Here is a 26560-nt window from a genome sequence, read left to right as displayed (position 1 = left end):
CTCCCACATAAAATGAAATCCGGAATTCTACTCCTCGCCACTGCCAGCGTCACCCTGGCAGCTCCCGTTGACGATTCAATCGCCCAGATCCGCGAGCAATACGCGATCATAAACGAGGCCGACCTTGAATGGGAAACTCTCAAACCTCCCTTCGAGGACATCGTGGAAGGAGATTTCAAACGTGGCTCAGGTGGAGGAAAATTACGCAAGTCCGTCCTCTCCCTCGTCACCAGCGACCACGGAGGAAGCTCCACGGAAATTTATTACAACCCCGCGGGCGATCCTATTTTTCTTTTTGAAAACAGCTCTTACTGGACATTCACCCAGAAGGAGAATGAAACGAAGGACAATGTGACCGAGCACCGCATCTACTTCAAAGATGGAAAGATCATCCAAGCTCTCGAGAAAAATTACGAGTTCCTCAACGAGGACGAAAAGGCAAGCGCGGCGGAAAAAGCCCAGAACAAGCCAATCGCCACAAACGCTCAGACTTCCCAGCGATTTCTCCCGACTCTCCTGGACCTGAAAACCGCCGCCGCTCCGAAAATCGTAGTTCTTTCCGACGAACTGAGCCGTGCGATGGATAGACTGGAAGAGGGAGTTATCCCGCTGGACAACGACGCTTGGGGGGTGATGAAGCTGCCGAGGAAAATCGCCATGACACCTGCCACCCAGGACTCAAAATCTGCGGCTTTTGCAATGCTTCTTGAAATGCAGGTAATTCAGGAAGGTGAAGACGTGGAGCAACCGAACTCCTACGATTTCGATGTGCTTGAGCGCACCGATAGGTCCGCCGTAGTCGCAGTCACACTCTCGGGCATGCAGGACGATGAAATTGAATCCGTCCGTTACCGTGTGGAAATGAGACTCGAGGATGAAATGTGGATACTCAAGGACCTCCGTCAACAGATGAAAAAATGGCCGGACCGCGCCATCGACGGCCAGGTTGAATGGTTCAAGCCTTAGCCGCGGATGGCCCGATTGGGTCAGACCAATCGCTCCGGCATCGAATTTTTCCATTCCGCCTCATCAAGGGGCGGAGTTTCCTTTTTCCCTATTTCCAGGATTTCACTGAGTCGATCCGTCATCCGTTCAAATAGCTCGGCACCTTCCCTCGCAGTAGCGTCGGATGGTTTCCCAGTGACTCCATTGAGACTGGTTTGGGCTACCGGATAGGAAAATACGGTATCGCGGGTCCGATCAGCATCATCACTGGTCGATAGCCGATCCATCATTACCAGTTCCGGATATAGATGTAGCATCAGCGAAGTTTCAGCACGGTTCGCATGTAAATCATCAGCATCATCCGTGTAGGCACTCCAGATTTCATCATCCAGTTGAAACACATGCTTCAACCCGATCTGTAACTTCCCGAGATATTCGAGACGGATCTGATCCACCGCCACTCGTGCAGCCGCATCATTGCCGAAGTGAGAATTCACCAGCATCAGCCGCTTCCACCCCGTTGCCTCCGCCCATCCGGCCAGCTCCCTCAGGGTGCTGATAAATGTGCCATGACACAGGGAGAAAGTCCCTGGCCACTTCGGAGTATGCCCTTGTGAAACAGTGAACCTGAGCGCTGACATCACCGGGACACCCGTCTTAGCGGAAGCAGCCTGACAGACCTTTTCCACTAATAATGTGTCCATGCCCACCGGGAGATGGGGGCCATGTTGTTCAGTGGCCCCCATCGGCAGGATTAGCATCCCGCCGTTTTCTTCGCGTAGTTTCGCGATGTCCGGACTAGCCAGATTTTCCAATATTACCGGATTCATAACATCAGAACATTCTAGCGTAGGTATCCACCTCCCATTGGCTCACGCGCTGGTGATACTGGCGCCATTCCTCGCTTTTGTATTTGATGAACTCATCACGAAGCTCCTGGCCGAGAATCTCGGTCACAAATGGATCTGCAGCGAATGCATCCACCGCTTCATCAAGAGTTTGCGGAAGCTCACAGATACCGGAATCAGCTAGCTGCTGTGGAGTCCACTCATAGAGATTCTCCTCCATGGCCGGGCCTGGATCGAGATTCTCGCGGATACCTTCCAAACCAGCTGCAAGTGCCAGTGTAGCGGCGAGATACGGATTACACGCGGCATCCGCATTGCGGCTTTCAAAGCGACCGCCACCCATAGGCACACGCACCGAATTCGTGCGGTTGTTCTTCCCGTAGCTATTGAAAACAGGAGCCCATGAATAGTAAGACATCAGGCCTTTGCGGACGAGACGTTTGTAGCTGTTCACCGTCGGCGCGAAAGTAGCGCAAAGAGCCGGGCCGTGCTTCAGGATACCAGCGATAAACTGGTAGCCGAGCTTGGTCATTCCCAGACCGCGCGGATCGTCTTCCACACTGCATTTGAAAAGGTTCTCTCCGGTTTCCTTATCGAAAAGCGACATATTGAAGTGCGCGCCGCTTCCGGTCTTATCGGCAAATGGCTTCGGCATGAATGTCGCCATCAATCCTTCTTCAGCGGCATATTGCTTCGCCATCAGGCGGAAGAAGATGAATCGATCGCACATCGTCAGAGCATCCGAGTATTGGAAATCAAACTCGAACTGGGAATTCGCGTCCTCGTGATCCAATGAGTAGAGGTCCCAGCCAAGATCATTGATCGTTGTGGAAACCTTATCGAGCCAAGTGTAGCGATCCATGAAGCGCTTCACATCGTAGCAGGATTTCGTGATGTTATCGTCGCTGTTCGGGATCTCCATTTTCCCGTCTTCAGTATATTTTACGATGAACAGTTCGCACTCGATGCCGAGATTCATGCCAAAGCCCATTTCCTCGGCCTTCTTCAGCTGCTTCTTCAGAGCGACCCGTGTATTGATTTCATATGGCTCGCCATGGAATGTGTTGTCCGCAGGAAACCAGGCTACTTCCTTGTTCCACGGAAGGATGATCAAGCCATCCAGATCCGGCACGGACGCGATCTCATCGTCATTCGGCTTCTGGCCAAGACCATCCAGCGCATAGCCGGTGTATAGCTCACTTCCGGAAGCAAAATGCTCGAAGTGATCGATGGGAACAAACTTCCCTTTTGGCACACCGTGGATGTCCACATATGCGCCCACACAGTATTTCACACCCTTCGCTTTTAGATCATTCTTCAGCGCCGTAATTTTTTCTTCGTTCATTGTATTCATAAGTTTTAGCAAAAAAGTATGAACAGATCGGACAGCAGTCCGCCCATTCGTTTGGTTCCCTCAAAATTTTTTAGATCACATCCGGATCCGGCCGTGCCATTCTCAGCACCGGAGCCTCTTTCTTCGTTTGGCCGGGAGGATGTATCAGGTGTTCGATATGCTTCCGCGTTGCCACGAATGTCGGATCGAAAATCTGCTCGCTGGCCCTTGGCCTAGGGACCGGCACCTCCACCATTTCACGGAAACGGCCGGGATTTGCATCCAGCACCAGAATCCTATCGGAAAGGAAAACAGCCTCATCCAGGTCATGCGTGATGAACACGATCGTAATATCCACGTTCTTCCAGATCTCCAGGAGGTAAGCCTGCATCTCGGCGCGTGTCTGCGCATCCAGCGCACCGAACGGCTCATCCATGAACAAGACCTTCGGCTGATTCGCCAGTGCACGTGCGATAGCCACACGCTGTTTCATTCCGCCGGAAAGTTGGTGCGGATAAGCGTTCTCGAATTTACTAAGCCCCACCAGATCGATCCACTGCCTGGCCTCCCGCTCTGCGGCGATGGATGAAGTCCCGGAAACCCGAGGTCCGAACATCACATTTTCCTTCACGGAAAGCCATGGGAAGAGTGTGTATCCTTGGAAAACCATGCCGCGATCCGGACCCGGGCCGCTGACGGATTTCCCGCCGACAAGGACTTCTCCTGAAGTAGCTGTTTCCAGCCCGGCCAGGATTCTCACAAGCGTGGATTTTCCGCAACCGGACGGACCGATAACGCAGGTAAACTCACGCTTGTGGACGGAAAACGATACGTTGTCCAAAGCTGTCACAATCCCGCGGGATGACTCAAACCGCTTGGTGAGCCCCTTTACCTCTAGGGCAACAGGGCGCTCCACCAGCCTCGAAAAACGGGCGGCTACTTCAGGACTTTGCTCCCTATAGGATGGAATATTTGTTACCTCAATCATGGTTCTATAGATAGTTTTTCTCTTTGGTTTCTACGTGCTTCACGGTCCAGCTCATCTAGCAGCACACGCTCACGTGCCCCTGCAGCCACTGTGCGGATCGGCCATGTCACAAAGCTGGCGACAGCCCGGGAAATGCGTCCGGATTTACCAGCCCACGGGAACAGGATCCCGTGGAACCAGGCAAGTATCTGATCGGTCACAAAGCCTGTGATTCCGATAAGGATAATCACTGGAAACACACGGTCGAAGTTGCGGAAACGGCCTTGCGTTTCAATCACTTCAGTGAGGCCGCTTTTCACGCCGATCAACTCGGCAATCACCAGCCAGGTCCATGCCCAGCCGAGCAGGATTCTCAAGTCGTTGTAAAGATTCGGGGAAATTCCCGGGAGCACCACTTTGCCTATCATTTGACCGGGCTTGGCGCCCAGGGTTTGGGCGGCTTCCAGAAGGGATGGATCCAGCAAACGCGTGGTTTTGGAAATCATCAGAATCATGTGCGGCAGCGTCCCGATGAATACGAGAGCGATTTTCGGCTGATCCCCTGCGGCAAGAACAGCCACCAGCAAGGTGCTGAACGTTGGCGCCGGCATGTAGCGGAAGAAATCCGTGAACGGCTCAAAAAGCGTGGAGAAAAAGGAGTAGGTTCCGCAAAGGATACCGATCGGCACACCGATCAAACAGGCCCAGAGAAAGCCTCGAAAAATAATCCCGAGGGATTTGAAATAGCGTTCCCTCATTGTCGCTCCATCGTTCCGGGGCGGTGAGGTGAAATCCTTCCATCCGGTTTTCAACACCTCATCAGGCGCGGGAAGGTAGGATGGGTTTGCCGGCTTCCCTTGTGGGACGAGCTTCAGCAAAGGCTCTTCCGGTAGTAGTTTATAGCTGAAAACCGGTGAGTTGGCGGAAAGAACAGTCCAGTTCTCCCTCACGACTTCAAGGTTCTCATCGTTGAGAATTGGGAGGGACTTCTCGCCGGTGGCAAGTTTACCCCACAGCTCATAGATGGCCTCATCGTTCTGACCATCAGCATCGTCCAACCATCCGGCACCTACCAGTAGCGGTGCTAGCTGGCGGAGGATCTTCTGGTTCTTGCGCTTGGAACCCTCCCTTTCGGAGGCGTTTTCCTCGCGCACATCGTTCACATATTTTGGGAAATAGGTTTTGGGCAAATGATCTCCCGCAGTCAGCACAGTCGAGGAACCCTCACGGGAAGCCGCCACTGTAATTTTCACATCCGGATGCCAGATCCATGGCACGTAGGATACCGCACACCAAAGGATCGCAGGCAGGCAGAATGACAGCACTGTCAGAAACAAGCGGCGACCATGCGAGAGATCCGTGCGAATGCGGAACCAACCGGAAAATATGCGGGAAAAGCCCATTGGTAATGAAAATTTAAGGAGAAAATGAGGGCGGGAGACCTATTCGTCAGCCTCCCGCCCGGAGAGAGATTACTCGGATTTCAGTGACTCGGCATATGCCTTGGTCAGCGATGGATTGAGATATTTCTCGATATCGAGAGGCTTCTCATAGACTTCGAAATCCACGTTAAACTTATCAACAACCTTGGAAGAACCGTATACAGAGCCGAGACCCTCTTTGTTTTCCCAACGCTCGAGAGCTTCATCCAGTGTAAGGATGTAAGTGCCTTTCAAGAACGGCTCATACTCCTCTGGCTTGATACCTACGCGGGCGGAAAGAATTTCCAGCGCCTCGTCGAGATTCTCTTCGTCGCGGATGAATTCAGCGATTTTATACCAAACGGTCACCACCTTGGCCCAATCTTCCTTGCGGGAGTCGAGACTCTCCGGAGATACATAGAGAAGGTCATAAATGATACCCGGTGCGTCAGCTGATGTGAAAATCGGCTTGGATCCTGGAACGGATTTGAGTGCCTGACCGGAATTCGGCTGCCACGCACCAATTGCGTCCACGGCTTTCGCTTGGAGAACCTGTGGAGTTTCGTTTGTAGGTGTATTAACGATTGCTACTTCGGCAGGATCGATTCCTTCTTTCTGCAGCCCGGTGAGGAGCAGGAGATGGCAAACGAAGCCCTCTTCAACACCAACTTTCTTACCCTTGAGATCAGCAAGTGAGTTGATCCCCGGAGCGCCAACGATCATGTCGTTGCCGTTCGAGAAGTCGTTCATGATAATACCTACGGAAGGTTTGCCGGTTCCGCCGGTAACGAGTGCGTCACCGTTGGTCATGGTAACAGCGTCAACCTTACCGGCGACGTATGCATCCATGGATTCGACATAGTCCATCCAGACAAAATCAACCTCTACGCCGGCTTCTTCAAACCAGCCTTTTTTGATCCCGATTTCCCAGGCAATCCAGCCCGGCCAATCCGAATATCCGATTTTCAGTGGCTCGGCACCCGCTTGTGCCATGCCGACCATTCCGCAAACTCCGGCCGCCAGCAGCCCCTTCATCCAATTTAATTTAAACTTCATAATGGTATGTGTGCATTAGGTCCCGGCACCCTGTTCAAATATGAACAAATCAAGAAACCTTCATACCCCACTGAGCAACGGCCGTGCCACTATTGACCTGCAGGGCCGCTCTAATTGCTTTTCAAACCCATTTTGCAGAAATAGCGAACATACCTTTCCCGTAAAAAAACGGGGGACGCCTGTCATTTATCCACCCGCGCCAAAATCCATAGGGCATCCGAAAGCCTGTTCAAAAACAAGCGGACCACCTCCGGGATTTCCTCCCCGGATTCGTGAAGTGCCAGGACATTCCTTTCAGCTCTTCTGGAAACTGTCCTCGCAAAATCCAAATGCGCCCTCGCCATGGAGCCCTCTTCTCCGGGAACTGCCCAATGAGTAAATCTTAGCCCCCTGCCTTCAATCTCTCTGGCTGTTTCAAACAACCAATCGAGATCCTCCTGCCCCACCACCGGATATTTGCTCTCCACATATTTCCCGGAGTCCCCGGGCAAACAGGCCAGCTGCCCCATCAGAGAAAACAACAGATTCTGCACCCGATCAATCACCGCCACTGCCTCCTCGCCGGCACCCGCTGCTCTCGCAAGGCCCAGCGCCGCGTTCAACTCATCCACGGAACCCAAAACCTCGATTCGTAGGGATGTCTTGGAAATTCTCTTCCCGAACATCAGATCAGTTTCTCCGGAATCTCCGCGCCGGGTGATAATACTCATGGCTGGAAACTACCTGCATTCAGCAAAAAGAAAATTCAGAAACCTTGCCAGAAAACAAAAGACTGAAAGATCGACGTTGAAACCATCCCGTAACCCTACAAAGCTTACCGATACTTATGAGAGAAACGGAGTTGGCGAATCGATTGGAACAGGCGGTATGTGAGGTGGTCCGCGGGCAGCAGGAAACGATCCGTAGAGTCCTTGCCTGCATGTTCTCCGGTGGCCACGTTTTGCTCGAAGACTATCCGGGCACAGGGAAAACCACTTTGGCCAAAGCGATTGCAAAAGCCATCGGCGGAGCGGAATTCCGTCGCGTTCAGTTCACTCCGGATCTTCTCCCCTCCGATATCCTCGGAGTTTCCATCCTGGACCCTTCCACTCAGGAATTCCGTTTCCACCACGGCCCCGTATTCACTGACCTACTTCTGGCAGATGAAATCAACCGCGCATCTCCCCGCACCCAAAGCGCGCTGCTCGAAGCCATGGGCGAGCGACAGGTGACAGTAGAAGGCACACGCTACGATCTCGATGGTCTATTTTTCGTCATAGCCACTCAGAACCCGGTTGAATTTCGTGGCACCTACCCCCTTCCCGAAGCCCAGATGGATCGCTTTGCCATGCAGTGCAGGCTTGGCTACGTCAGTGCGGCGGAAGAAGCTCGGATTCTCAGTGATCAGCAGGACAGTCATCCGCTAAACAACCTGAAACCCGTCCTCTCCCGCGAGGAGATCCTCGAAGTTTCCGCCGCAGCCCGGAACATCCGCTTCAGCGATGAACTCCGCGCCTATTGCGTGGCACTCGTCGCCGGCACCCGTGATGTCCCGGAAATCCAGCTCGCCGCCAGCCCGCGCGCCTCGCTCGCCCTAATGAAAATTTCCCAGGTCATCTCGCTTTTCGAGGGCCGCGAATTCGTCACACCGGAAGTCATCCAATCCGTAGCTGTCGATGTCATCGCCCACCGCCTCGTTCTATCGCCTGAATCAAAATACTCCGGCACAGACTCCCGACAATTCGTCACCGATCTCGTAGCCAATACTCCGGCCCCGGTCTAATGAGCCACGCCACGGTCAGATTTCGCATCCTGCATTTCCTCTATCACCGGGGATCTGCCGTCCAGCACTGGTTCTCCATGCGTATCCGCCCCGCGGGTATCGGCGCACTCCTGATCGTTTCGCTCGGCAGCTTCATGAGCATCGGCCAGCCCAGAAACTCTATTTTCCAGATTTTCTGCCTTTCCCTAGGCATGGTATCGCTCGCCTTATTCTGGGTAATCTTTCGGCGGGCCCGGCTTTCCGCCACATTCCAACTCCCCCGCCAGGCAACAGTTGGAAAAGAAATCTCCTATTCCGTTTCCTTAAAAAACATCGGGAAATACAAAGTCCGCGCCGCCCTCATCGCGCAAACCCCTGCCGATCCCCGCCCCACCCTACGCGAATTTTCCCAAACTCCGGAACCCGGCGAAGAGAAGCGAAACATCTTCGACCGAATGATGGCGTTCTACCGCTGGCAGTGGCTGCTAAGCGGAAAAAAAACATTCCAGATCGATTCATCAGCTTCCCCGGTCGATCTGGATCCAGACGAGACCACCCGCCTCACCCTAAGGCTTACCCCACTCCGGCGCGGGGTCATCCCCATGGAAAAAATCCGCGCCCAACTCCCCGATCCACTCGGCTTTTTCCAGAAAAACAAACTCATCACCGCCCCCACCAGCAGCCTCGTAGTCCTGCCGAAGCGGTATCGTCTTCCTCCCATCGTCATGCCTGGCTCCGCCGCTTTCCGTATCGGAGGAGAGGAAACCAGCAATGCAATCGGCAGTTCCGGCGAATTCGTGGGACTACGCGACTACCGCCCCGGCGATCCCCTCCGCCTTATCCACTGGAAAAGCTGGGCACACACCGGCCGGCCCGTCGTAAAGGAATTGGAAGACACATTCTATCCGCGTTACGCACTCGTTATCGATACCTTCCCCGGCTCCGCTGATGAGCAGGTCTTCGAGGAAATTGTCTCCATCGCAGCCTCCTTCATCGTCGCGCTCGATCAAACGGAATCCCTGCTGGACCTCATGTTCATCTCCGGGAAAACCTACACCGTCACCGCCGGCAGAAACATGGAGCGCACCGATAAACTCCTGGAAGCCTTGGCCGCCGTCCAGATCGATCCCGCCGAAGACTTCGCCACCCTTTCCAAATCCGTCCGCAGCCATAAGGAAAGCGTCACATCCTGCCTACTCATCCTCAACGGATGGGATACCAGCCGAGAGGACTTCGTGAAAAGCCTCTTAAAAGCCGGTATCCCCTGCGTCCCTCTCGTCATCGGCAACGGCCCCGCACCGGAAGGAACCATCGGCCATTGGCTGGACGCCCGAGAAATCGCCCGTGATCTCCTCCGCTTGCCAACTCACCTTTCAGCCGCAAACTAAAGTATGCACCCGGAAGTCCAATCCCCACCCAGACTGCTCCTCGGCGCAGTTCTTCTCTTCTGGGGTGCCATGTCGGGAAATCCGCTTCTCGGACTCATCGCAGCACTTTTGATTGAAGGTGCGAACTGGATCAAACTCCGCTGGGATTTCCGCTCAACCGCCTGCTCCCGCGCCTGGCGTATCAGCATGCTTCTCACAGTCATCACCGGCACACTCATCTGGCTGGACGGAGACCGATACACAGCTGTTCCCAAGCTTTTCACCTGGCTACCCATTTTACTCTTCCCGCTCCAGTTTGTGCAGAGCTACGGCCTCCGCAACTGGATGGCGCTCAATAGCTTTTCATTTTTCACAAAGCTACACCGCCAGCGGAACCAACGACTAAACCACGCGGACTCCGTCATTCATTTCAACTTCGGGAACGTCTACTTCGTCGTCGCCATCATGGCCGCCGGGCTCGGTAGATATGCTGACCAGACCATCTTCTTTCCATGCATCATATTGCTGGCCGGATGGCTCATATTTTCCCGACTCAGCATCCGTCCATTCGCACTCGTTCTCGTTGTTGTCATGGCCAGCATCCTCGGCTTCAGCGGGCAGCTCGGCATGAAAAAACTCTACCACTGGGCCACCAACCGCTCCCTGGAAGGCGGCTACCCCAGCACAGATCCCACCGCCAATAAAACCGCCATCGGCTCCCTCGGGAAACTCAAACAATCACCGGAAATGCTCTGGCGACTCACCCCCGCACCCGGCACATCGCCACCGAAGCTCCTGCGCCTCGCCACCTACAACCGCTACAAGGGCATCGTCTGGAGAAATGATTTCCCGGATCCCCTGGTTGAGGATGAAACATCTTTCCGGGACCTCACAGCCATCCCTCTGCCCAATGGTGAATCACGGTTCCTCCTCCGCGAAAATATGACCCCTGCGGAAATTTCCCGCCCGCTCCCCTCGTTTAAGATCCGCGGAGCATCAAGCTCGGAAGCCCCTCTCCCACTGCCGGCCACCTCATCGAGCCTCCGCGACTTCGAGCTGGATGGTATCGAAATCAATCCCGTTGGAACCGTCCGCGTATTCCCCAGAAAATCGATTATCGAAGGCGCGATCCGCTGGAAGGACGATAGCTCCCCCGACGCCGAACCCTGGCTTAAGGAAGATCTCGCGATAAGCTCCATCGAGCGGGAAGGCATCCAGCGCATCGTCGCCGAACTCGGCCTGAAAAACCTACCCACCACCAAGGAGAAGATCGCCCGCTTGCGGAAATTCTTCGTTTCCGAGTTTTCATACACCCGTTACCTCACCATCGGCCCCGCAAGAGCCACCCGCCCCTCAGCCATCGAGAAATTTCTCACCACCGGCAAGCGCGGCCATTGCGAATACTTCGCCACCGCCAGCACTCTGCTTCTTCGCGCAGCCGGGGTCCCCGCTCGTTACTGCGTAGGCTACGCCGTTCTTGAGAAAGACCCGAAACACAACGATTTCGTAATCCGCGGCATACACGGACATGCGTGGACACGATATTGGGATGAGCAATCCGGCGAGTGGATCGACTACGATTCCACCCCCGCCCAATGGCTCCCCATGGAGCTGGGGGACGAAGAAGAATCACGGTGGTTCGCCGATTCCTTCCAACGCTTCCGCGAAGACTTTTTCCTCTGGAGAAACCGCCCGGCCAACCGCCTCGGAGCCACAATCGTCATGTGGTCCATCGGCCTCTCCGTTTTCGTATTCATCGCCTACCGCCTATGGAGATCACGCATCAAATCCACAAGCCCAGCCCGGAAGCACTACACCACCGGCCCGGTCCCAATAACCCCTCTCCACTCGCTTGAGCGCCCGGCCAGCAAAATCCTGGGCCCACGCCCCCAGGGTGAACCACTAGCCTCCTGGCTGGAAAAGCTTTCAACTCTGAATATCGCAGCCCTCCCTGAAGCTCTCGATATCCACCAGCGCCTCCGCTTCGATCCCACTCCCGGCAGCGATCACCTGCTCATCCGCTTGCAGGCACTCACCAAGGAGATTTCCGCTCAAATCCGTAAGCGCTAAACTCCGGGTTCACAGGATCCATCCACTTTCCAATCCTCCTTACTTCTTGGCACTTGCCGAAGTTATGGATATTTATCTTTAGAAATGAAAACCCACCTCATCGGCATACTTCTTGCCATTTCCACCCAACTTCTGCCGGCCGAGAACCTGACGGACTCCGATCGCGAGGCGCTTCTCGATAGACTCGCCGAGATTCAGAACGAAGCCTACAGCAAGGTGGACTCCCGCTTCCGCGTGGCCCAATCCGCCTTCAAATCAGCGATCGTCAGTGACGAGGCGGTGATCGACCTCTATCTAAAATGCGAGGAACTGATAAATTTCGAGGAGCAGGGCAAGTCTTCCAGCGACTTCCGCGAGTGGAAAACCAACAACCGCGACCGTCTCAACGATAAATATTTTCGTATCGCCCTACGCCAGCAACTGCGCTGGCTCAGCCTCACGCTTGATGCAGCTTCAAACGAACCGGACATGGAGAAAATCGGCGTCGAAGCTGCACGCATTCTCGATTCAATCATGTCGCAAGTGGAAGATTTGGCCCCCTACAACAATATACTCCAGCAGAACGTCGTCGGCACAGTCTTCGCCAAGGCATACGAGCTAAATGAAATCAAAGTCGAAGACTGGAGCTTCTCACCAGGCCAGGTCGCGGACGTTTATGATCAAATCCTACTCCCCCACCTCCGGAGACCGGATAGACTCATCGCCCTGAAATCCAGCTGGGGCAACCGAATCAAATACGAAGGCCTGATCGCGGATTTCTGGAGCGGGAACACCAATAATACCAATAACACCAAGCGAAATGGAAAACGTCAGGATGAGGAAAAACGGAAGCCCGGTGAACATTCTCCCGAGTTCGAAGCTTTTATTGTAGAAACACTCCCCGTTCTTCAATGGCAGTCGGAAGTGGATCTCTTCAAAAACGGCGATGAGCGGGGTGCGGCAGTAAGAATGCTCTCTCATATCGAGAGGCATCTATCGCACAAATCCGCCACCAGATGGACGGACGAATTCGATCTCCTTCTCAATCCAGAGCCAGGTGTTGAGCCGGGAATGGAGTAAATCCTTACGAGTCCGGAAATTTTATCCTCATCCATGCGCCTCGCCGTAATCAATATTGTAGCCCTCTCGAGGTCGCTCATCGGAGAGCATACACCCGGCATCTCCGCCTTTGCGGAATGTCACGGCATTCAATCCCACAAACCCTCCTTCCCGGCCCTAACCACCACCGCGCAGTCATCCATCCTGACAGGCACTCCGCCGGAAAATCACGGAATCGTCGCGAACGGATGGTATGATAGGGAAACCGCCGAGCCACGTTTCTGGAAACAATCCAACCACATCGTTCACGGCGAAAAAATCTGGGATACCCTGCGTGCAAAGGACCCTTCATTCACCTGTGCCAAGCTCTTCTGGTGGTATAACATGTATTCCACCGCGGACTTCACCATCACCCCACGCCCGCTTTACCCCGCGGATGGCTCCAAGCACTTCGATATCCATACCCAGCCGATGTCCATGCGGGAGGAAATCAAATCCGATCTCGGCCCCTTTCCATTCCGGAATTTCTGGGGACCAGCCTCAGATATCCCCTCCTCGGAATGGATCGCCGCCTCCGCGAAATGGGTCGAGGAAAAGCACCAACCCAGCCTTTCCCTCGTTTACCTGCCCCACCTCGACTACTGCCTGCAGAAAGACGGTCCGGATTCGCCGGAAATCCCCACCCAGCTCCGCGCTATCGACCGCGTGGTTTCGGATCTCATCTCCTTTTACGAGCAGAAAAACATCCGTGTCCTGCTGCTTTCCGAATATGGCATCACCCCCGTCGATACGCCCGTTCACATCAACCGACTGTTCCGCAAAAAAGGCTGGCTCTCCATCAAGAACGAACTCGGCCGTGAGACACTGGACTGTGGCGGTAGCAAAGCTTTCGCCATCGCCGATCATCAGATCGCACACATCTATATCAACGATCCCTCCATCAAAGACGAAGTCCGCGCACTTCTCGAAAATACCGCAGGTATCGAAGAGATTCGTCCACGGAATCACCATCGCTCCGGTGATTTTATCGCCATCGCTACGCAAAATTCATGGTTCACCTACTACTTCTGGGAGAATGACATGCTCGCGCCCGACTACGCCCGCACCATCGATATCCACCGGAAGCCAGGCTACGATCCGTGCGAACTCTTCATCGATCCTTCCATCAAATTCCCGAAACTAAAAATCGCCTCATTTCTTCTACGGAAAAAACTCCGCATCCGCTCACTTCTCGACGTGATCCCAATGGATGCCACACTCGTGAAAGGCTCCCACGGGCGCGATAACGTTCCCGATTCGTTCCAACCGGTTCTCATCGGCACCACCGAAAGCGCCGGTTCTTCACAAGAGATCCACCGCATCATTCTGGACCATTTTTCCGATTCCGGAACTCCTCCCGGAAAATAACTTCCCGCTGGATAGTACGCGGGTAGGTACAATAGTATCCCTTAGAAATGCCAACCACTTTCCAGGACTACTACCAAACTCTCGGGGTCAGCAAAGACGCCACCCAACCCGAGCTCAAAAAAGCATTCCGGAAGCTCGCACGGGAGTATCACCCGGACGTCGCCGAGGATAAATCAACCGCCGAAGAAAAATTCAAGACCATCAACGAGGCCTACGAGGTCCTCAGCGATCCTGAGAAACGTAGAAAATACGACCAACTTGGAGCAAACTGGAACCAGCAGGGCGGCCCCCCACCTCCCAACTCAGGAGGATACTCGCGCAGCAGCGGCCCTATGCCCGGTGGCTCCGGCGGACCGGAATTCCAGTTCGACGGCACCGGCTTCTCGGATTTCTTCGAGCAGTATTTCTCCGGAGCGAATTCGGGCCGCGCAGCTCAATTCGGAGGTTCCGCCACCAACCCCGGTCGCGGTTCCGCAAAAATGCGGGGCCAGGACATCGAAGGCGATATTATGGTCACACTCGAGGATGCATTCGCCGGTAGCGTCCGCAGCCTGTCACTTACGAAGACAAACCCATCCACCGGCCGCACTTCCACAGAAGCAGTCGAGGTCCGCATCCCTGCTGGCATAGGAGAAGGCCAGCGGCTACGTATTCCCGGCCACGGGGGTGAGGGCCACGGCGGTGGTGGACCGGGAGACTTATTCCTGCGCATACGCATTGCTGCCCATCCTGATTTCCGGGTCAGTGGCCATGATTTGCACCACGATCTTTCACTGGCACCATGGGAAGCCGCATTGGGCACCACACTTCCCATCCGCCTGCCCGGTGGAAAAACCGTCCAGGTAAAGGTCCCCCGCGGGACCTCTTCCGGTGATCAACTGCGTCTCAAAGGCTACGGACTTCCTAAAAAATCAAACCCCGGAAATCTCTTTATCGAGATCTCCATCGAAAACGAGGAAACGCTCACTTCCGAACAAAGCGAACTCTGGGAGAAACTCCGCTCCGCCTCCAATTTCAACCCACGGACCGCATAGAAATGAAAACCATCACACCGGATCCACAGCTCACCCATCCTCTGGAGACAGCCATCACCCTCACCGGGTCCTCCCGGAGGAAGATACTTTTCTACTGTCAAAAAGGCATCGTCACTCCAATCCGCTCCGAGACCACGAAAGAATGGCACTTTGATGAAGAGACTCTACTCCGACTCCGCCATATCGAAACGCTACGCCAGCAACACCGTATGAACTGGCTGGCCATCCAGACGATCATCCACCTCACCAATGAGGTGGAAGTTCTCCGTCAAGAGCTCCGTCGGAGATAAAAATATCCCGTAAAGGTTGGAACCCGGTGCTATCTCAGCCCTTTTCCAACTTCTCCGGCTTATCCACTTGGTCTTCCACAGGAACATCAATTCCCTCCATTCCTTTGCGGCCCGGAGGCGAATGACGTTTCCTCAGTTCCTCATGAAGCTGCTCCATTTTTTCCCACTCGATTAGCTGCTTCAATTCGGTTGCTTTTTTCAAAGCCCCATCCGGCTTTACCCACAGCGACTGATATCGCTGCTCCCCATCCGCATCTTGAAACGACTGTACGGAAATCAGGAAAAAACCTCTCAAAAAGAGATTATCGGAAATTGAGTCGAAGCTCTTCTGACTCTTGCCGGTATAACAATACCACCTGATCCGTGGCATAGTAGTCACCGCCTTTTCAGGATTGCGAAATCCCTTCCGATACTCGGATACCCCACCTCTCAGACGGCCCTCATTTCTCACTGGAATCATACCCAAGGCTGTCATCTCTTTCCAATACATGTGGGATTTTGCGTTATCCACCCAGTCCGTATATACCACCCCCTCTTCCTCCGTATAGAATTTCAGGTAGTCACCCATTCCAGGTATTTGTTGCCCTTGCTGACCTTTGGCTTGTCCGAAAAACACCCCGCACAATAGCAATACAACAGGCACCCGGAGAGAGAATTTCATATCACATCTATAGAAACACGTAAGAGGAAAGAAAGGTCAAAGTAAGTCAGCTCCAGCCTCAGTCCCGGATCCGCGCCCTCAGGCCCTCATCCGGCAACTCGCACCCGACCTTCTTCCCGGATAACAAATACCTGTTCTTCGCTATCAGATCATACCCCCGGTCACGCAACCCCCGCGGCAATAGCGAAAGAATCTTTCCCAAAAAAGCCCAAGCTCCACCCAGGACTTGTCCCAGTTCTACCACCGCATCACTTTTCAGGAAAACAATCCCGTCACCCTCCCGCAGCAGCACCAGGGTTCCACCTCCTCTTTCCGCGTATTTTTCGAACTTCTTTTGCTTTGAGAAATCACCCTGCAACGGCGCGAAATCCACTTGCCCGCGCTTATCCAGCTTATGGATCCGCCTGATGGATTTGCTGCAGAATCCACAACTTCCATCGAAAAATAACACCCAACCCATGACCGAAAACTAACCTCCATGCGGAATTTTCAAACAGAAATCACCTGATCTCGACGCATGGACCGGACAATGCTTAATTCCGTCCATGTTCGCGATTACATTCAAGCCACTCTATATGGAACGTATCTGGGGTGGCCGGCAATTGGAGACCTTCTACAACCGGCAACTGCCCTCCGAAAGAACCCCTTTCGGCGAAGCCTGGGAAATTGTCGACCGGGAAGACGCCCAATCAATCGTGGAATCAGGGCCTTTCGAGGGAAAATCCCTGCACGAGCTTTGGAGTAGCCACCGTAGCGAAATCTTTGGAGCAGATCTACCCGAGAACTACCGTTTTCCTCTACTCATTAAAATCCTCGACTCCGCTGCTGACCTTTCAATTCAGGTCCACCCGCCCGCGGCTATCGCGGAAACCCTCGACGGCGAACCGAAAACTGAAATGTGGTTCATCGCCGATGCAAAACCCGGTTCCAAACTTTATGTCGGCCTCAAAAAAGGTGTTTCCCGCGAGACATTCGAAAAATCCATCAAAGACGGCACTGTCGCAGACCAAGTCCACTCGATTATACCTAAGAGGGGCGATTCTATTTTCATCGAATCCGGCCGCCTGCACGCTATCGGGGCTGGATTCCTCATCCACGAAATCCAGCAAAACTCCGACACCACCTACCGAGTTTTTGATTGGAACCGCACCGATGCCGAAGGAAATCCACGTGAATTACACGTCGAGGAATCCCTTGCCTGCATCGATTTTGACGATACTGAGCCGGAAATGGACATTCCCGACCGCAATACCTTGGCAACCTGTCCATACTTTACCACCACCCTTCACAGTCTGGCCATCGGAGAAACTATCAATAGCACCTCTCCGGACCGTTTTTGCCTGATCACCGTGGTCAGTGGTAAGCTCAACAATACCCATCCCACCGGCCAAACCCTCCTTCTTCCCAAAGGAGCTGATCCCCTGGCAGCCACCGAACCCACTGAGGTCCTCCGAATCACGATCGATTGAATCGGATAATACCGTCCCATTTAACTTCGGTAGCAAAAATCCTTGGAAAAAACGCCATCGTCCAATACGGCGTGCCCTTCCCATTCTTTAGTCAAATCTACTTTCCCTTTTTCCCTCAATCCTTCACATTCCCTCTCCCATGGCAAAACCAGCACTCGGCAAAGGACTCGGCGCCCTCATCAAGAAAAACCAGGCACTCCCTGGCAGCCCAACACCCGATTACACCGATGATTCACCGCGCGTTCGCGACATTGCCATTGATCAGGTTGTAGCCTCACCGCTCCAGCCACGTAACCAGTTTACCGACGCACCGCTGGACGATCTTGTCGAATCCATCCGTCAGCATGGCATTATCCAGCCTCTGATTGCCCGCCTTGTTGACGGGAAATATGAGCTCATTGCAGGTGAACGCCGTTGGCGCGCTTCGAAAAAACTCGGACTTGCCACCGTCCCGGTCATCGAACGCCAGGCATCCGACCGGGACGTCCTGGAAATGGCTCTCATCGAGAACCTTCAGCGTGAGGACCTTAATCCAATTGAGGAAGCAGCCGGCTACGTCCGCCTGGCCAAGGAGTTCACCCTGAAGCAAGAGGAGATCGCAACCCGCGTGGGTAAATCCCGCGCTTCCGTCGCGAACGCAATGCGCCTTCTGGATCTTCACGAAGACATTCAGCTGAACCTCGCACAAAGGCTAATCACAGTCGGCCACGCAAAAGCTATCCTGGCCCTGAAAGACACGGATAAGCAAAAACTCGCCGCGGATCAAATCATCCGTCGGAAAATGACCGTCCGTGCAGCCGAAAAACTCACCCAGTCCCTCTTGGCAAATCCTTCCGGGGAAGCAGACTCCAAAAAAGCAGCGCCGCGCGAAGTGGACATTCATGTCAGAGAGATCACAAAACGCCTTCAGGAGCATCTGGCCACTCACGTCGCCATCAATCACGGCGTAAAGAAAGGCAAAATCGAAATCGAATATTACGGTAACGATGATCTCGAGAGGCTTCTGGATCTACTCAAGCTTCCGAGCACCACTCTCTAGTCTTTCCATCCATCACAGGCTCATCCCGAGACAAAAAAAATCCCCCGCAATCGCGAGGGATTATCAAAAAATCGCTACCTTAGTAATCATTTGGACCGGCTTGGTTCATCACCACGCTCACGTCTTCACGGTAGAGACCCAGCTGTGAGGAATTTGCTGTAACAGTCCAAATTCCGCGTGGAACAGCACGACCGGAACCATCTGCAGCCGGAGTGCCGATCACCAGCACGTTGCGGTCGGGGTAATACTGCCAGACGAGGATTTTAACTTTCACATCAGGATTTTCCCTCAGTGAGATAGCTACTTTCCCACTGGTCTCGCCTTGTTGCATGGAGTTTCCGAAATCCAGAAACCATTCTGCTCTTGGCGCCATCGGAAAAATCGGATCGGTGCTGGATTCCACCTTATACATGCCATCCAGCTGCACGCGGTTCCGGTCAGGTATATCTGCTGAGGCGGATGCCGCGAAGACAGTGAAAAGTATCACTGCGAGGATGGAGGAAAGGAAAACACCTAACCCTCCTGTCGAACCTTCTTTCGGGGAATTTTGTATTGTCTTCATATTTTTCTTAATTGCTCGTTTCGTGCCACGGCCTTTTTGGCCGGAAATTCATATTCTACGGGATTGGTGATCGCCCTCGGGTCCCTCTGATCATGCAACTTGCAAAATGCAACCCACATATTGAGCTACAGGAACATCCGGAGGCAACCGGCCTCGACTTTCTCAACGCCCCCTTGGACCAACAGAGCCTCCCATCCCTTGCCTTCTGCCATTTCTTCCACCGCCGCCCTGGCCTTTCTTCTCGAAATCGGAACTCGGCTCCCCTGCAAAGAATCTGGGAATAAACGGAAAGTCCTCGGTAACCACGTAATAGTAAGTTCCTTCGGGAAATTCCGGAGTCACTCCCTCACGCCCGTTGCACATGTCCAGATCCCCTTGCTCCTCGCTCCACTCATAGTCGCTGGCAAAGCTTCCATCCATCTCGCCTCCCGGCCCATCCGGTTCACCCGGTCGCTCCGCCTTTCTCAGCTTGTACCCTGATTTCAGAACTTTAACCGGGGATTTTTCATCCGCTGCATCGCTGTAACCAAAACCCGCGTAAATCGGAAAACCATCAGCCGCCCAGCCAATTAGCGTCATTCTTTCGGTGCTGACCCCTAGCTTCTCATAAAGACCGTTTGGTACACTGTGATAATGATAGGCTCCGGACGGCTGGACATGAGCATGGCTGTAATCCAGCCCAAGATCCTCCTTACTCGTCAGGGCTTCATAGATCCAGGTCCGATCACCATTCCAGGTCTCAGCTGTTCCTGGATCGAAAACCACACCATTCAACCCAACTCCCACGATCGTCCTCCCATGCGGCTTCGGTGATTCCAGCTTCACAGGGTTCAGCGGAATCTCAAAGCGGTATTTCTGCGAAGTGATCGTATGCGGATTCCTCCGATTGGGAAACGAACCCGGTAGATGATCCGGCAGACCATTTGCCACGATCACTCTTTTATCCCCTTCCACAGTTATCTCAACCTCACTTTTTCCAACAATCTCCTCGGTTTCAGCAGTGTCCTCCGCCGGAACATGGAACTTCTCATGCCCAAGTAGTGGCGAGACCGAGAAAAGCGAAATAACAAGCGGATTGGAAAACGTTCGGAGTAAAAGTTTCGGGTTCATTGCCATCACAAACCACCCCTTCCGGGGAAAGTTGCACGCAGTCGCTCTATTTTACTGATTCTTAACAATCGGACCTTGTGAAAAATTTCACAAAGCACACTTGCCGCCACGCCAGCAGCCCCACATAGTTCCGGCAGGCACTAGTGCCACGAAATTGCCCTCTTATTTTTGACCATGAGCGACTCGAACTCGGCCACTGCGGAACTCAAGCTACCTAAAGACATCGCTGCTGAAAAAGGCATGGTGAACGTCCAGATCGATGGCGTCTGGCATATGTTCCCGAAAGGCACACGCATGATCGAAGCCTGCCGTCAGGTGAAATCGGAAGTTCCCTACTACTGCTACCACCCGAAGCTCACTGTCCCGGGTAACTGCCGCATGTGCCTCATCCAGATGGGTATGCCGCCACGTCCCGCACCCGGACAAGACCCTGTTTACGAGGAAGACGGCTATCAGGCCATCGGCTGGATGCCACGCCCTGCCATTTCATGCGCCAATACAATCGCTGAAAACATGGGAATCCGCACAACCGGTGAGCTTGTGGAAAAATGCCGCGAGGGAGTTATGGAATTTCTCCTCATAAATCACCCGCTGGATTGCCCGATTTGTGACCAAGCCGGAGAGTGCCGCCTACAGGAGCAATCCGTTGGATATGGTCGCGGAGTTTCACGCTTTGTCGACATGAAAGTCAAAAAGCCGAAAAACGTCGATATTGGTCCACGCATCCGCCTCGATGACGAACGCTGCATCATGTGTTCCCGTTGTATCCGCTTCATGGATGAGGTAGCCGGAGATCCCGTGCTTGGCTTCACCCAACGCGGCACACACACCACACTCACCGTCCATCCGGATCGCCAACTGGATTCGAATTACTCTCTCAATACAGCCGATATTTGCCCTGTTGGAGCTCTTACCTCCAACGATTTCCGCTTCCAGATGCGTGTATGGTTCCTGAAGGAAACTCCATCTATCGATGTAAACTGCGGCACTGGCGCCAACATCATTATCCACACCCGTGGAAATACAGTGCATCGTATCACACCGCGTCAGAATGACGATGTGAACTCAAACTGGATGCCGGATTCCCACCGTCTGAATTTCCATTACATCGATAGTGATACCCGCCTTACCGAACCTTTGGTCAGAGAAAACGGGAAACACCTCCCCATCTCATGGAGCGAGGCGATCGCCGGCAGCGCGGCACGCCTCAAGGATTTCTCTCCCGCCCAAATTGCCATCATTGGTTCCGGCCGCATGACCAATGAGGAACTGATCATCCTAAAAGAACTTAAACGTTCTATCGGAACACCAAACCTGACCCTGGTTCCGAGAAAAGGCGAAGCAGACGAATTACTCATCGCCGCGGATCGCAATCCTAACACGACAGGTGCGAAACTGGTTCTCGACACAATCGATCCATACGACCAGCTAGCCTCGATCCGCAAATCCGTTCAAAACGGTGAAATCAAAGCACTACTGGTTTTTGGAGAAGATCTCATCACCGATGCGGAATTCACTGCCGATGATCTTGAGAAACTCGATTTCCTTCTCCAAACCACCATCTTGGCCAACCCGACCGCCAATCACGCGGATATCGTTCTTCCGGGAGCGTCCTTCGCAGAGAAACGCGGATCAATGGTCAACCTCACCGGTCGCCTCCAACGTCTGAACCGCGCGATCGAGCCTCTCGGCCAAGCCCACGACGATTGGGAAATCCTCCGGGATCTGGTCGCTGCTTTCACAGGTGAAAAAGCCGAAATCTTCATGATTGAAGAAATTTTCAAAGCTATCGCGGAAAGCGTTCCTGCATTCGATGGTCTCTCACTTTCCAAAATCGGAGATCAGGGCACGGTTATTACAGAGACCGATTACAAAATCCCACTCCTCGAAAATGAGCGCGCGCGTGCCGCCGCCGGCCTCATCAACGGTTAGATACTCTATTTCCCCACCTTTTACTCATAGAAAATATGCAGGAAATTATCCTCAACATATCGATCATCATCCTTAAGATCGTCGGCTTCACCTTCCTGACCGTGCTTCCGCTCGTTCCGCTTTCCGTTTACTTCGAACGGCGCTTCTCGGCGATCATCCAGGACCGTGTTGGTCCAAACCGGGTCGGCATCCCTTTGACGCTTCTCGGCTTCAAGAAAGACTTTCACTTCTTTGGGCTTATTCAGCCGATCGCCGATGGTCTAAAGCTCTTCCTCAAGGAAGATTTCACCCCTGAACATGTCCGCAAAGGCTTCTACTGGCTGGCACCAGCCCTAACGGTTGTCCCGGCTCTAATCACCGTCTGCGTGGTTCCCTTCGGCCCGGATGTCACTCTCTTCGGGCGCACCGAGAAACTCGTGATCGCGGATATTGATGTCGGCCCACTCTTCGTTTTCGCCATCTCCTCGCTTACAGTTTACGGAATCACCATCGCGGGATGGGCATCGAACTCGAAATTCCCGTTCATCGGCGGAGTTCGTTCCACAGCCCAGATGATTTCATATGAAATCTGCCTTGGCCTCTCCGTCGTCCCGGTTCTCCTTTTCTACGGAGACCTGAATCTCAACAATATCGTAATGGAGCAGGCCAACAACGGATGGCTCCTACTCCCTTTCTGGACAGATGGTCAACTTTCCCTCCCAAGTCTCCAGACAACACTCTTCCTGATCCCGGCGATTATCGCCTTCTTCATCTTTACCATCTCCATCTTCGCTGAAACCAACCGTATGCCCTTCGACCTTCCGGAGTGTGAGACCGAACTTGTCGGCGGTTACCATACCGAATACTCCTCGATGAAATTCGCTATGTTCTTCATGGGTGAATACGCGGCAATGGTCATTGGCTCCGCACTCATTGTCACCCTGTTCCTCGGTGGCTGGTCCGCTGGATTCACACTCGATCAATACATCATGGACTTCTCCATTGGTGACTTCCAGATCGGCGGCTTCATCCACGTAGGCATATTTCTTACGAAGCTTCTGGCCTTCATCCTCTTCTTCATTCTCGTTCGCTGGACCGTCCCACGTTTCCGCTACGATCAACTGATGAAACTAGGCTGGGTCATCTTTTTCGAAGCAGCACTCATCAACGTTTTCCTGGCAGCACTGATTATCGCCGCACCTGAGCTCACCGCAGTTATTATCGGCGTAGGTTTCCTTCTTTTGGTCGCCGTTACCGCAGCTGTGGTCTGGGTAGCCAAAATTTCAGAACCTCCTTCCAAAGTCCTTCGCGCCTAAGCAACCGCCTTCCCTTTCTTCCAATGCCCACCATCAAGCTTACCCGCCCAAAACTAGACGCCGGAGAAAAAATCTACTTCGGAGCTCTCTTCAAAGGCTTCTTCCTCACCATGACCCACGCGATCAAATCGCTGCGTGGCAAATCAGCAGGTGCAAAATCACTGGCGTCCTCCGGCCTCGGCGTGACCATGCAGTTTCCGGAACAGCGCTGGGATGACCACATGCCGGAATATTACCGGGGTGCACCTACCCTCGTGACCGATGAGCAAGGCCGTGAACGCTGCGTTTCCTGCCAACTCTGCGAATTCATTTGCCCGCCAAAGGCAATCAAGATCAATCCGGGCGAAATCCCTAGCGATGATCCGTGGGCAAAAGTTGAGAAACGCCCGAAGGAATTCGAGATCGATATGATCCGCTGCATCTACTGCGGCATGTGCGAGGAAGTTTGTCCGGAACAGGCTATTTATCTCCGTAAGGACTACCTGATCACCGGGACCAATCGCAAAGACATGGTCCACGATAAGGACAAGCTCTACGAAATCGGCGGCGTCCGCGTCGGGCTCGTCAATAAGTGGAACGAGCTGAAGTAACTCCTCCAGAGATTCAAAATTTAGAATTCACAGATTCATGCCTACTTATCTTTTCTGGCTCTTTTCAACCGTCATGCTCATTGGTGCATGTGCTGTTATAGCCTTTCGCAACCCTGTCTCTAGCGCACTTGCCATGGTCACCTCTTTCGTGGGCCTGGCTGCACTCTTCATCGGACTCTCCGCCTTCTTTGTCGGCGTGATCCAGATTCTGGTCTACTCCGGCGCGATCATGGTGCTGTTCCTCTTCATCATCATGCTTCTTGATCTAAAGGATGAGCAGAAACGGGCTGATAGCTTTGCTCCGCTTGCTGCAGGATTGGTTCTGGTCGGCGCATTCTTCATTCAACTTGTTGGGGTTCTTTCCCATAAACTTCCCTTCCAGACAGCACCTCCTCTAGATAAGGAAACACTCGCTGCAGTTGCCGCAACAGGCGAGTTTGGAGAAGGGACAAAAATCACCGAAGCTCTCAGCACCGGCAGCCTGCCGGATATCCATTTGATCGGCCATACGCTTTTCACCGAGTATAACCTTCCGCTACAGATTCTCGGTGTCCTCCTTCTGGTATCCACCGTTGGTGTCGTGGTTCTTTCCAAGCGCCAGACCAGCTAACGCGGAGCAACCGTTGAACTTTCAAATCTGAATTTTATGCCATCCCTTAACGACTACCTCCTCGTATCCGGACTATTGTTCTCCATCGGCCTTGCTGGTGTAGTGCTCCGCCGGAACATCATCGTCGTCTTCATGTGCCTGGAGCTAATGCTCAGCGCGGCAAACCTCTCCCTCGTTGCCTTCTCCAGGTTCAGGGTAGCTGAAAATGGCCTTCCTGACTACGACGGCCAAATGCTCGTGTTTTTCGTAATCACAGTAGCAGCCGCCGAGGTTGCAGTCGGGCTGGCGATCATCGTGGCACTCTACAGAGCACGCCAGACCATCCATACGGATGAACTGGTTTCCCTGAAAGGATAGGACTTCGGTTTTATCCCAGTTGGCTCGTTCACTTTGTAACCAGCCAACCGAAACGCTCACTACTTCATACCAAGGCGCTTCCGCTTACGGTAAAGTGTGGCCTCGTTTATGCCGAGGATCTCGGCAGCGCGTGAAAGTGTGGATGTGGTTTCCAATACCCTTTCCATGTGGTGCTGCTCAATCTCATCCATCGTAAATTCTCCACCGATCCATGGCCCGTCGGCTTCTTCGTTCTTCCCGGCTATCTTGACGTTGGAATTAGGTAAGTCCTCCGGCTCGATTTCGTCTCCACGAACCAGGATCACGGCTCGTTCGATGGCGTTTCTCATCTCACGAAGATTTCCCGGCCACGGATATCGTTGGATGGTCTCGATCGCCTTTTTGCTGAATTTCTTCACATCCCGACGGTATTGCTTAGCGAAAAATTCCAGGAATTTCTCGGCAAACGTCACCAAATCCTCGCTCCGCTGACGGAGCGGTGGGAGTTCCACTGAAATAACATTCAATCGGAAAAGAAGATCTTCCCTGAACTCTCCGTTCCTTACCTCTTCTTCGAGGTCCCGGTTCGTTGCAGCGATGACGCGGACGTCAGCCGTTTGCGTTTTCGTCTCACCGACACGCTCATACTCCCAGTCTTGCAGAAGGCGCAGTAGCTTAGGTTGCAGTTCCTTTGGAAGCTCTCCAATCTCGTCCAGAAACAGTGTCCCGCCATTCGCAGCGTGCACCTTTCCCCGTGTATCCCTGATCGCACCAGTGAAGGCACCCTTCACGTGTCCGAAAAGCTCACTTTCCAGAAGTTCCTTGCTCAAGGCCGGACAGTTCACAGTGACGAACGGCTTGTTCTTCCGTGAGCTCCGCGCGTGAATTTCCTTCGCGACCATGCTTTTACCAGTCCCGCTCTCTCCAAGAAGGAGCATGGATGCGGAAGAGGCCGCCGCACGAAAAAGAATATCCAGGGAGTCCTGCATAACCTTCGAGCGGGAGGTATATCGGGCTGTAGGCTGGGTATTGGAGATTTCCTCGGTGAGCTCCTCAACTTTTTCCTCAAGGACACGATGTCTTTTGATCCTTTGCAGAATCAGCGCAAACTGCTCTCTGGAAAAGGGCTTCTCCAAAAAATCCAATGCCCCCAGCTGGGTTGCTTTCACCGCATCCGGGATCGATCCCATACCTGTGATCATCACTACGGAAATCCTCGGATACTTCGCCTTGATTTTCTCCAGCACATCCAGCCCGTTTTCGGCAGCCAAATACAGGTCTAGAAGAACCGCATCGAAATTGGTGGACTTCAGCGCATCCATCGCCAGCGCAGAGTCTTCCGCACCCTCCGCATAATGATCGGCATCCTCAATTAGCTGAACCGCCGCCTCGCGGATCGCCATATCATCATCGACTACTAAAATATCCATATCAATTGA

At 53.4% G+C, this 26560-nt stretch carries 26 protein-coding genes; 15 read left to right on the top strand and 11 right to left on the bottom strand.

Translation table 11 applies throughout. The features are described 5' to 3' along the window. Positions 1–12 precede the first annotated feature (12 nt). Positions 13–966, top strand: coding sequence for a hypothetical protein (locus AAGA79_RS05100; RefSeq protein ID WP_411827697.1), 954 nt, complete (start codon positions 13–15; stop codon positions 964–966). Positions 967–986: 20 nt separating this feature from the next. Here the strand turns inward: AAGA79_RS05100 and AAGA79_RS05095 are convergent, their stop codons facing one another. The 6 genes from AAGA79_RS05095 to AAGA79_RS05070 form a co-directional block, all read right to left on the bottom strand. Then, the gene (locus tag AAGA79_RS05095) at positions 987–1775 is read right to left on the bottom strand and encodes a creatininase family protein (RefSeq protein WP_411827696.1); all 789 of its coding nucleotides are present in this window, start codon (positions 1773–1775) and stop codon (positions 987–989) included. Between the two features lie 4 nt (positions 1776–1779). After that, complete coding sequence (gene glnT / locus AAGA79_RS05090) at positions 1780–3138, bottom strand: type III glutamate--ammonia ligase (RefSeq protein ID WP_411828212.1); 1359 nt, start codon at positions 3136–3138, stop codon at positions 1780–1782. Between the two features lie 79 nt (positions 3139–3217). Then, positions 3218–4114, bottom strand: coding sequence for an ABC transporter ATP-binding protein (locus AAGA79_RS05085; RefSeq protein ID WP_411827695.1), 897 nt, complete (start codon positions 4112–4114; stop codon positions 3218–3220). Then, entirely contained in the window at positions 4111–5496 is a 1386-nt protein-coding gene (locus tag AAGA79_RS05080; protein WP_411827694.1) for an ABC transporter permease, read from the bottom strand. Before AAGA79_RS05080 ends, AAGA79_RS05085 begins: the two co-directional genes overlap by 4 nt. 69 nt (positions 5497–5565) lie before the next feature. Beyond that, on the bottom strand, positions 5566–6570 hold the full coding sequence (locus tag AAGA79_RS05075) for an ABC transporter substrate-binding protein (RefSeq protein WP_411827693.1): 1005 nt from the start codon (positions 6568–6570) through the stop codon (positions 5566–5568). A gap of 182 nt (positions 6571–6752) precedes the next feature. Beyond that, the gene (locus AAGA79_RS05070) at positions 6753–7280 is read right to left on the bottom strand and encodes a cob(I)yrinic acid a,c-diamide adenosyltransferase (protein WP_411827692.1); all 528 of its coding nucleotides are present in this window, start codon (positions 7278–7280) and stop codon (positions 6753–6755) included. A gap of 116 nt (positions 7281–7396) precedes the next feature. Between AAGA79_RS05070 and AAGA79_RS05065 the strand changes: the two genes are divergently transcribed. The 7 genes from AAGA79_RS05065 (at position 7397) to AAGA79_RS05035 (ending at position 15517) form a co-directional block, all read left to right on the top strand. After that, positions 7397–8332: an AAA family ATPase gene (locus AAGA79_RS05065; RefSeq protein ID WP_411827691.1), complete on the top strand. Its 936-nt coding sequence runs from the start codon at positions 7397–7399 to the stop codon at positions 8330–8332. Continuing rightward, entirely contained in the window at positions 8332–9699 is a 1368-nt protein-coding gene (locus AAGA79_RS05060) for a DUF58 domain-containing protein (protein ID WP_411827690.1), read from the top strand. Before AAGA79_RS05065 ends, AAGA79_RS05060 begins: the two co-directional genes overlap by 1 nt. A gap of 3 nt (positions 9700–9702) precedes the next feature. Beyond that, positions 9703–11748: a transglutaminase-like domain-containing protein gene (locus AAGA79_RS05055; protein ID WP_411827689.1), complete on the top strand. Its 2046-nt coding sequence runs from the start codon at positions 9703–9705 to the stop codon at positions 11746–11748. Positions 11749–11832: 84 nt separating this feature from the next. Next, entirely contained in the window at positions 11833–12807 is a 975-nt protein-coding gene (locus AAGA79_RS05050) for a hypothetical protein (RefSeq protein WP_411827688.1), read from the top strand. 33 nt (positions 12808–12840) lie between these two features. Beyond that, the gene (locus AAGA79_RS05045) at positions 12841–14193 is read left to right on the top strand and encodes an alkaline phosphatase family protein (protein WP_411827687.1); all 1353 of its coding nucleotides are present in this window, start codon (positions 12841–12843) and stop codon (positions 14191–14193) included. Positions 14194–14240: 47 nt separating this feature from the next. Next, positions 14241–15227 carry a DnaJ C-terminal domain-containing protein gene (locus AAGA79_RS05040; protein ID WP_411827686.1) on the top strand — a complete coding sequence of 329 codons (987 nt, stop codon included), beginning with the start codon at positions 14241–14243 and terminating at the stop codon, positions 15225–15227. 2 nt (positions 15228–15229) lie between these two features. Then, positions 15230–15517, top strand: coding sequence for a MerR family transcriptional regulator (locus AAGA79_RS05035; protein WP_411827685.1), 288 nt, complete (start codon positions 15230–15232; stop codon positions 15515–15517). A 34-nt stretch (positions 15518–15551) separates the two neighbouring features. Here AAGA79_RS05035 and AAGA79_RS05030 read toward each other — a convergent pair whose 3' ends face one another. Beyond that, complete coding sequence (locus AAGA79_RS05030; RefSeq protein ID WP_411827684.1) at positions 15552–16178, bottom strand: hypothetical protein; 627 nt, start codon at positions 16176–16178, stop codon at positions 15552–15554. 58 nt (positions 16179–16236) lie between these two features. Continuing rightward, on the bottom strand, positions 16237–16638 hold the full coding sequence (locus AAGA79_RS05025; RefSeq protein ID WP_411827683.1) for a thiol-disulfide oxidoreductase DCC family protein: 402 nt from the start codon (positions 16636–16638) through the stop codon (positions 16237–16239). An 85-nt stretch (positions 16639–16723) separates the two neighbouring features. Here AAGA79_RS05025 and AAGA79_RS05020 point away from each other — a divergent pair, with 85 nt between their 5' ends. Further along, the gene (locus AAGA79_RS05020; protein ID WP_411827682.1) at positions 16724–17647 is read left to right on the top strand and encodes a type I phosphomannose isomerase catalytic subunit; all 924 of its coding nucleotides are present in this window, start codon (positions 16724–16726) and stop codon (positions 17645–17647) included. Between the two features lie 139 nt (positions 17648–17786). After that, complete coding sequence (locus AAGA79_RS05015) at positions 17787–18686, top strand: ParB/RepB/Spo0J family partition protein (protein WP_411827681.1); 900 nt, start codon at positions 17787–17789, stop codon at positions 18684–18686. Positions 18687–18765: 79 nt separating this feature from the next. Here the strand turns inward: AAGA79_RS05015 and AAGA79_RS05010 are convergent, their stop codons facing one another. Both AAGA79_RS05010 and AAGA79_RS05005 read right to left on the bottom strand, forming a co-directional pair. Continuing rightward, positions 18766–19248, bottom strand: coding sequence for a hypothetical protein (locus AAGA79_RS05010; RefSeq protein WP_411827680.1), 483 nt, complete (start codon positions 19246–19248; stop codon positions 18766–18768). A 162-nt stretch (positions 19249–19410) separates the two neighbouring features. Continuing rightward, a complete protein-coding gene (locus AAGA79_RS05005) occupies positions 19411–20358 on the bottom strand; it encodes a YHYH protein (RefSeq protein ID WP_411827679.1) in 948 nt (315 codons plus the stop codon). A 174-nt stretch (positions 20359–20532) separates the two neighbouring features. Here AAGA79_RS05005 and AAGA79_RS05000 point away from each other — a divergent pair, with 174 nt between their 5' ends. From AAGA79_RS05000 to nuoK, 5 genes are read left to right on the top strand one after another with little or no spacing between them, the layout of a single operon-like run. Beyond that, a complete protein-coding gene (locus AAGA79_RS05000) occupies positions 20533–22290 on the top strand; it encodes a molybdopterin-dependent oxidoreductase (RefSeq protein ID WP_411827678.1) in 1758 nt (585 codons plus the stop codon). 35 nt (positions 22291–22325) lie between these two features. Further along, complete coding sequence (locus tag AAGA79_RS04995) at positions 22326–23585, top strand: complex I subunit 1/NuoH family protein (RefSeq protein WP_411827677.1); 1260 nt, start codon at positions 22326–22328, stop codon at positions 23583–23585. 23 nt (positions 23586–23608) lie between these two features. Beyond that, positions 23609–24175 (top strand): 4Fe-4S binding protein, encoded by a 567-nt coding sequence (locus AAGA79_RS04990; RefSeq protein WP_411827676.1) that lies wholly within the window; start codon positions 23609–23611, stop codon positions 24173–24175. A gap of 37 nt (positions 24176–24212) precedes the next feature. Continuing rightward, on the top strand, positions 24213–24785 hold the full coding sequence (locus AAGA79_RS04985; protein ID WP_411827675.1) for an NADH-quinone oxidoreductase subunit J: 573 nt from the start codon (positions 24213–24215) through the stop codon (positions 24783–24785). A 36-nt stretch (positions 24786–24821) separates the two neighbouring features. Further along, entirely contained in the window at positions 24822–25142 is a 321-nt protein-coding gene (gene nuoK, locus AAGA79_RS04980; RefSeq protein ID WP_411827674.1) for an NADH-quinone oxidoreductase subunit NuoK, read from the top strand. A gap of 59 nt (positions 25143–25201) precedes the next feature. Here nuoK and AAGA79_RS04975 read toward each other — a convergent pair whose 3' ends face one another. Beyond that, complete coding sequence (locus tag AAGA79_RS04975; RefSeq protein ID WP_411827673.1) at positions 25202–26551, bottom strand: sigma-54-dependent transcriptional regulator; 1350 nt, start codon at positions 26549–26551, stop codon at positions 25202–25204. Positions 26552–26560: the final 9 nt, after the last annotated feature.

It is taken from the genome of Luteolibacter sp. AS25, assembly GCF_046736275.1.
In the GTDB taxonomy this organism is placed as follows: Bacteria; Verrucomicrobiota; Verrucomicrobiia; order Verrucomicrobiales; family Akkermansiaceae; genus Luteolibacter.
This window is presented reverse-complemented; position numbering and strand designations above follow the sequence as displayed.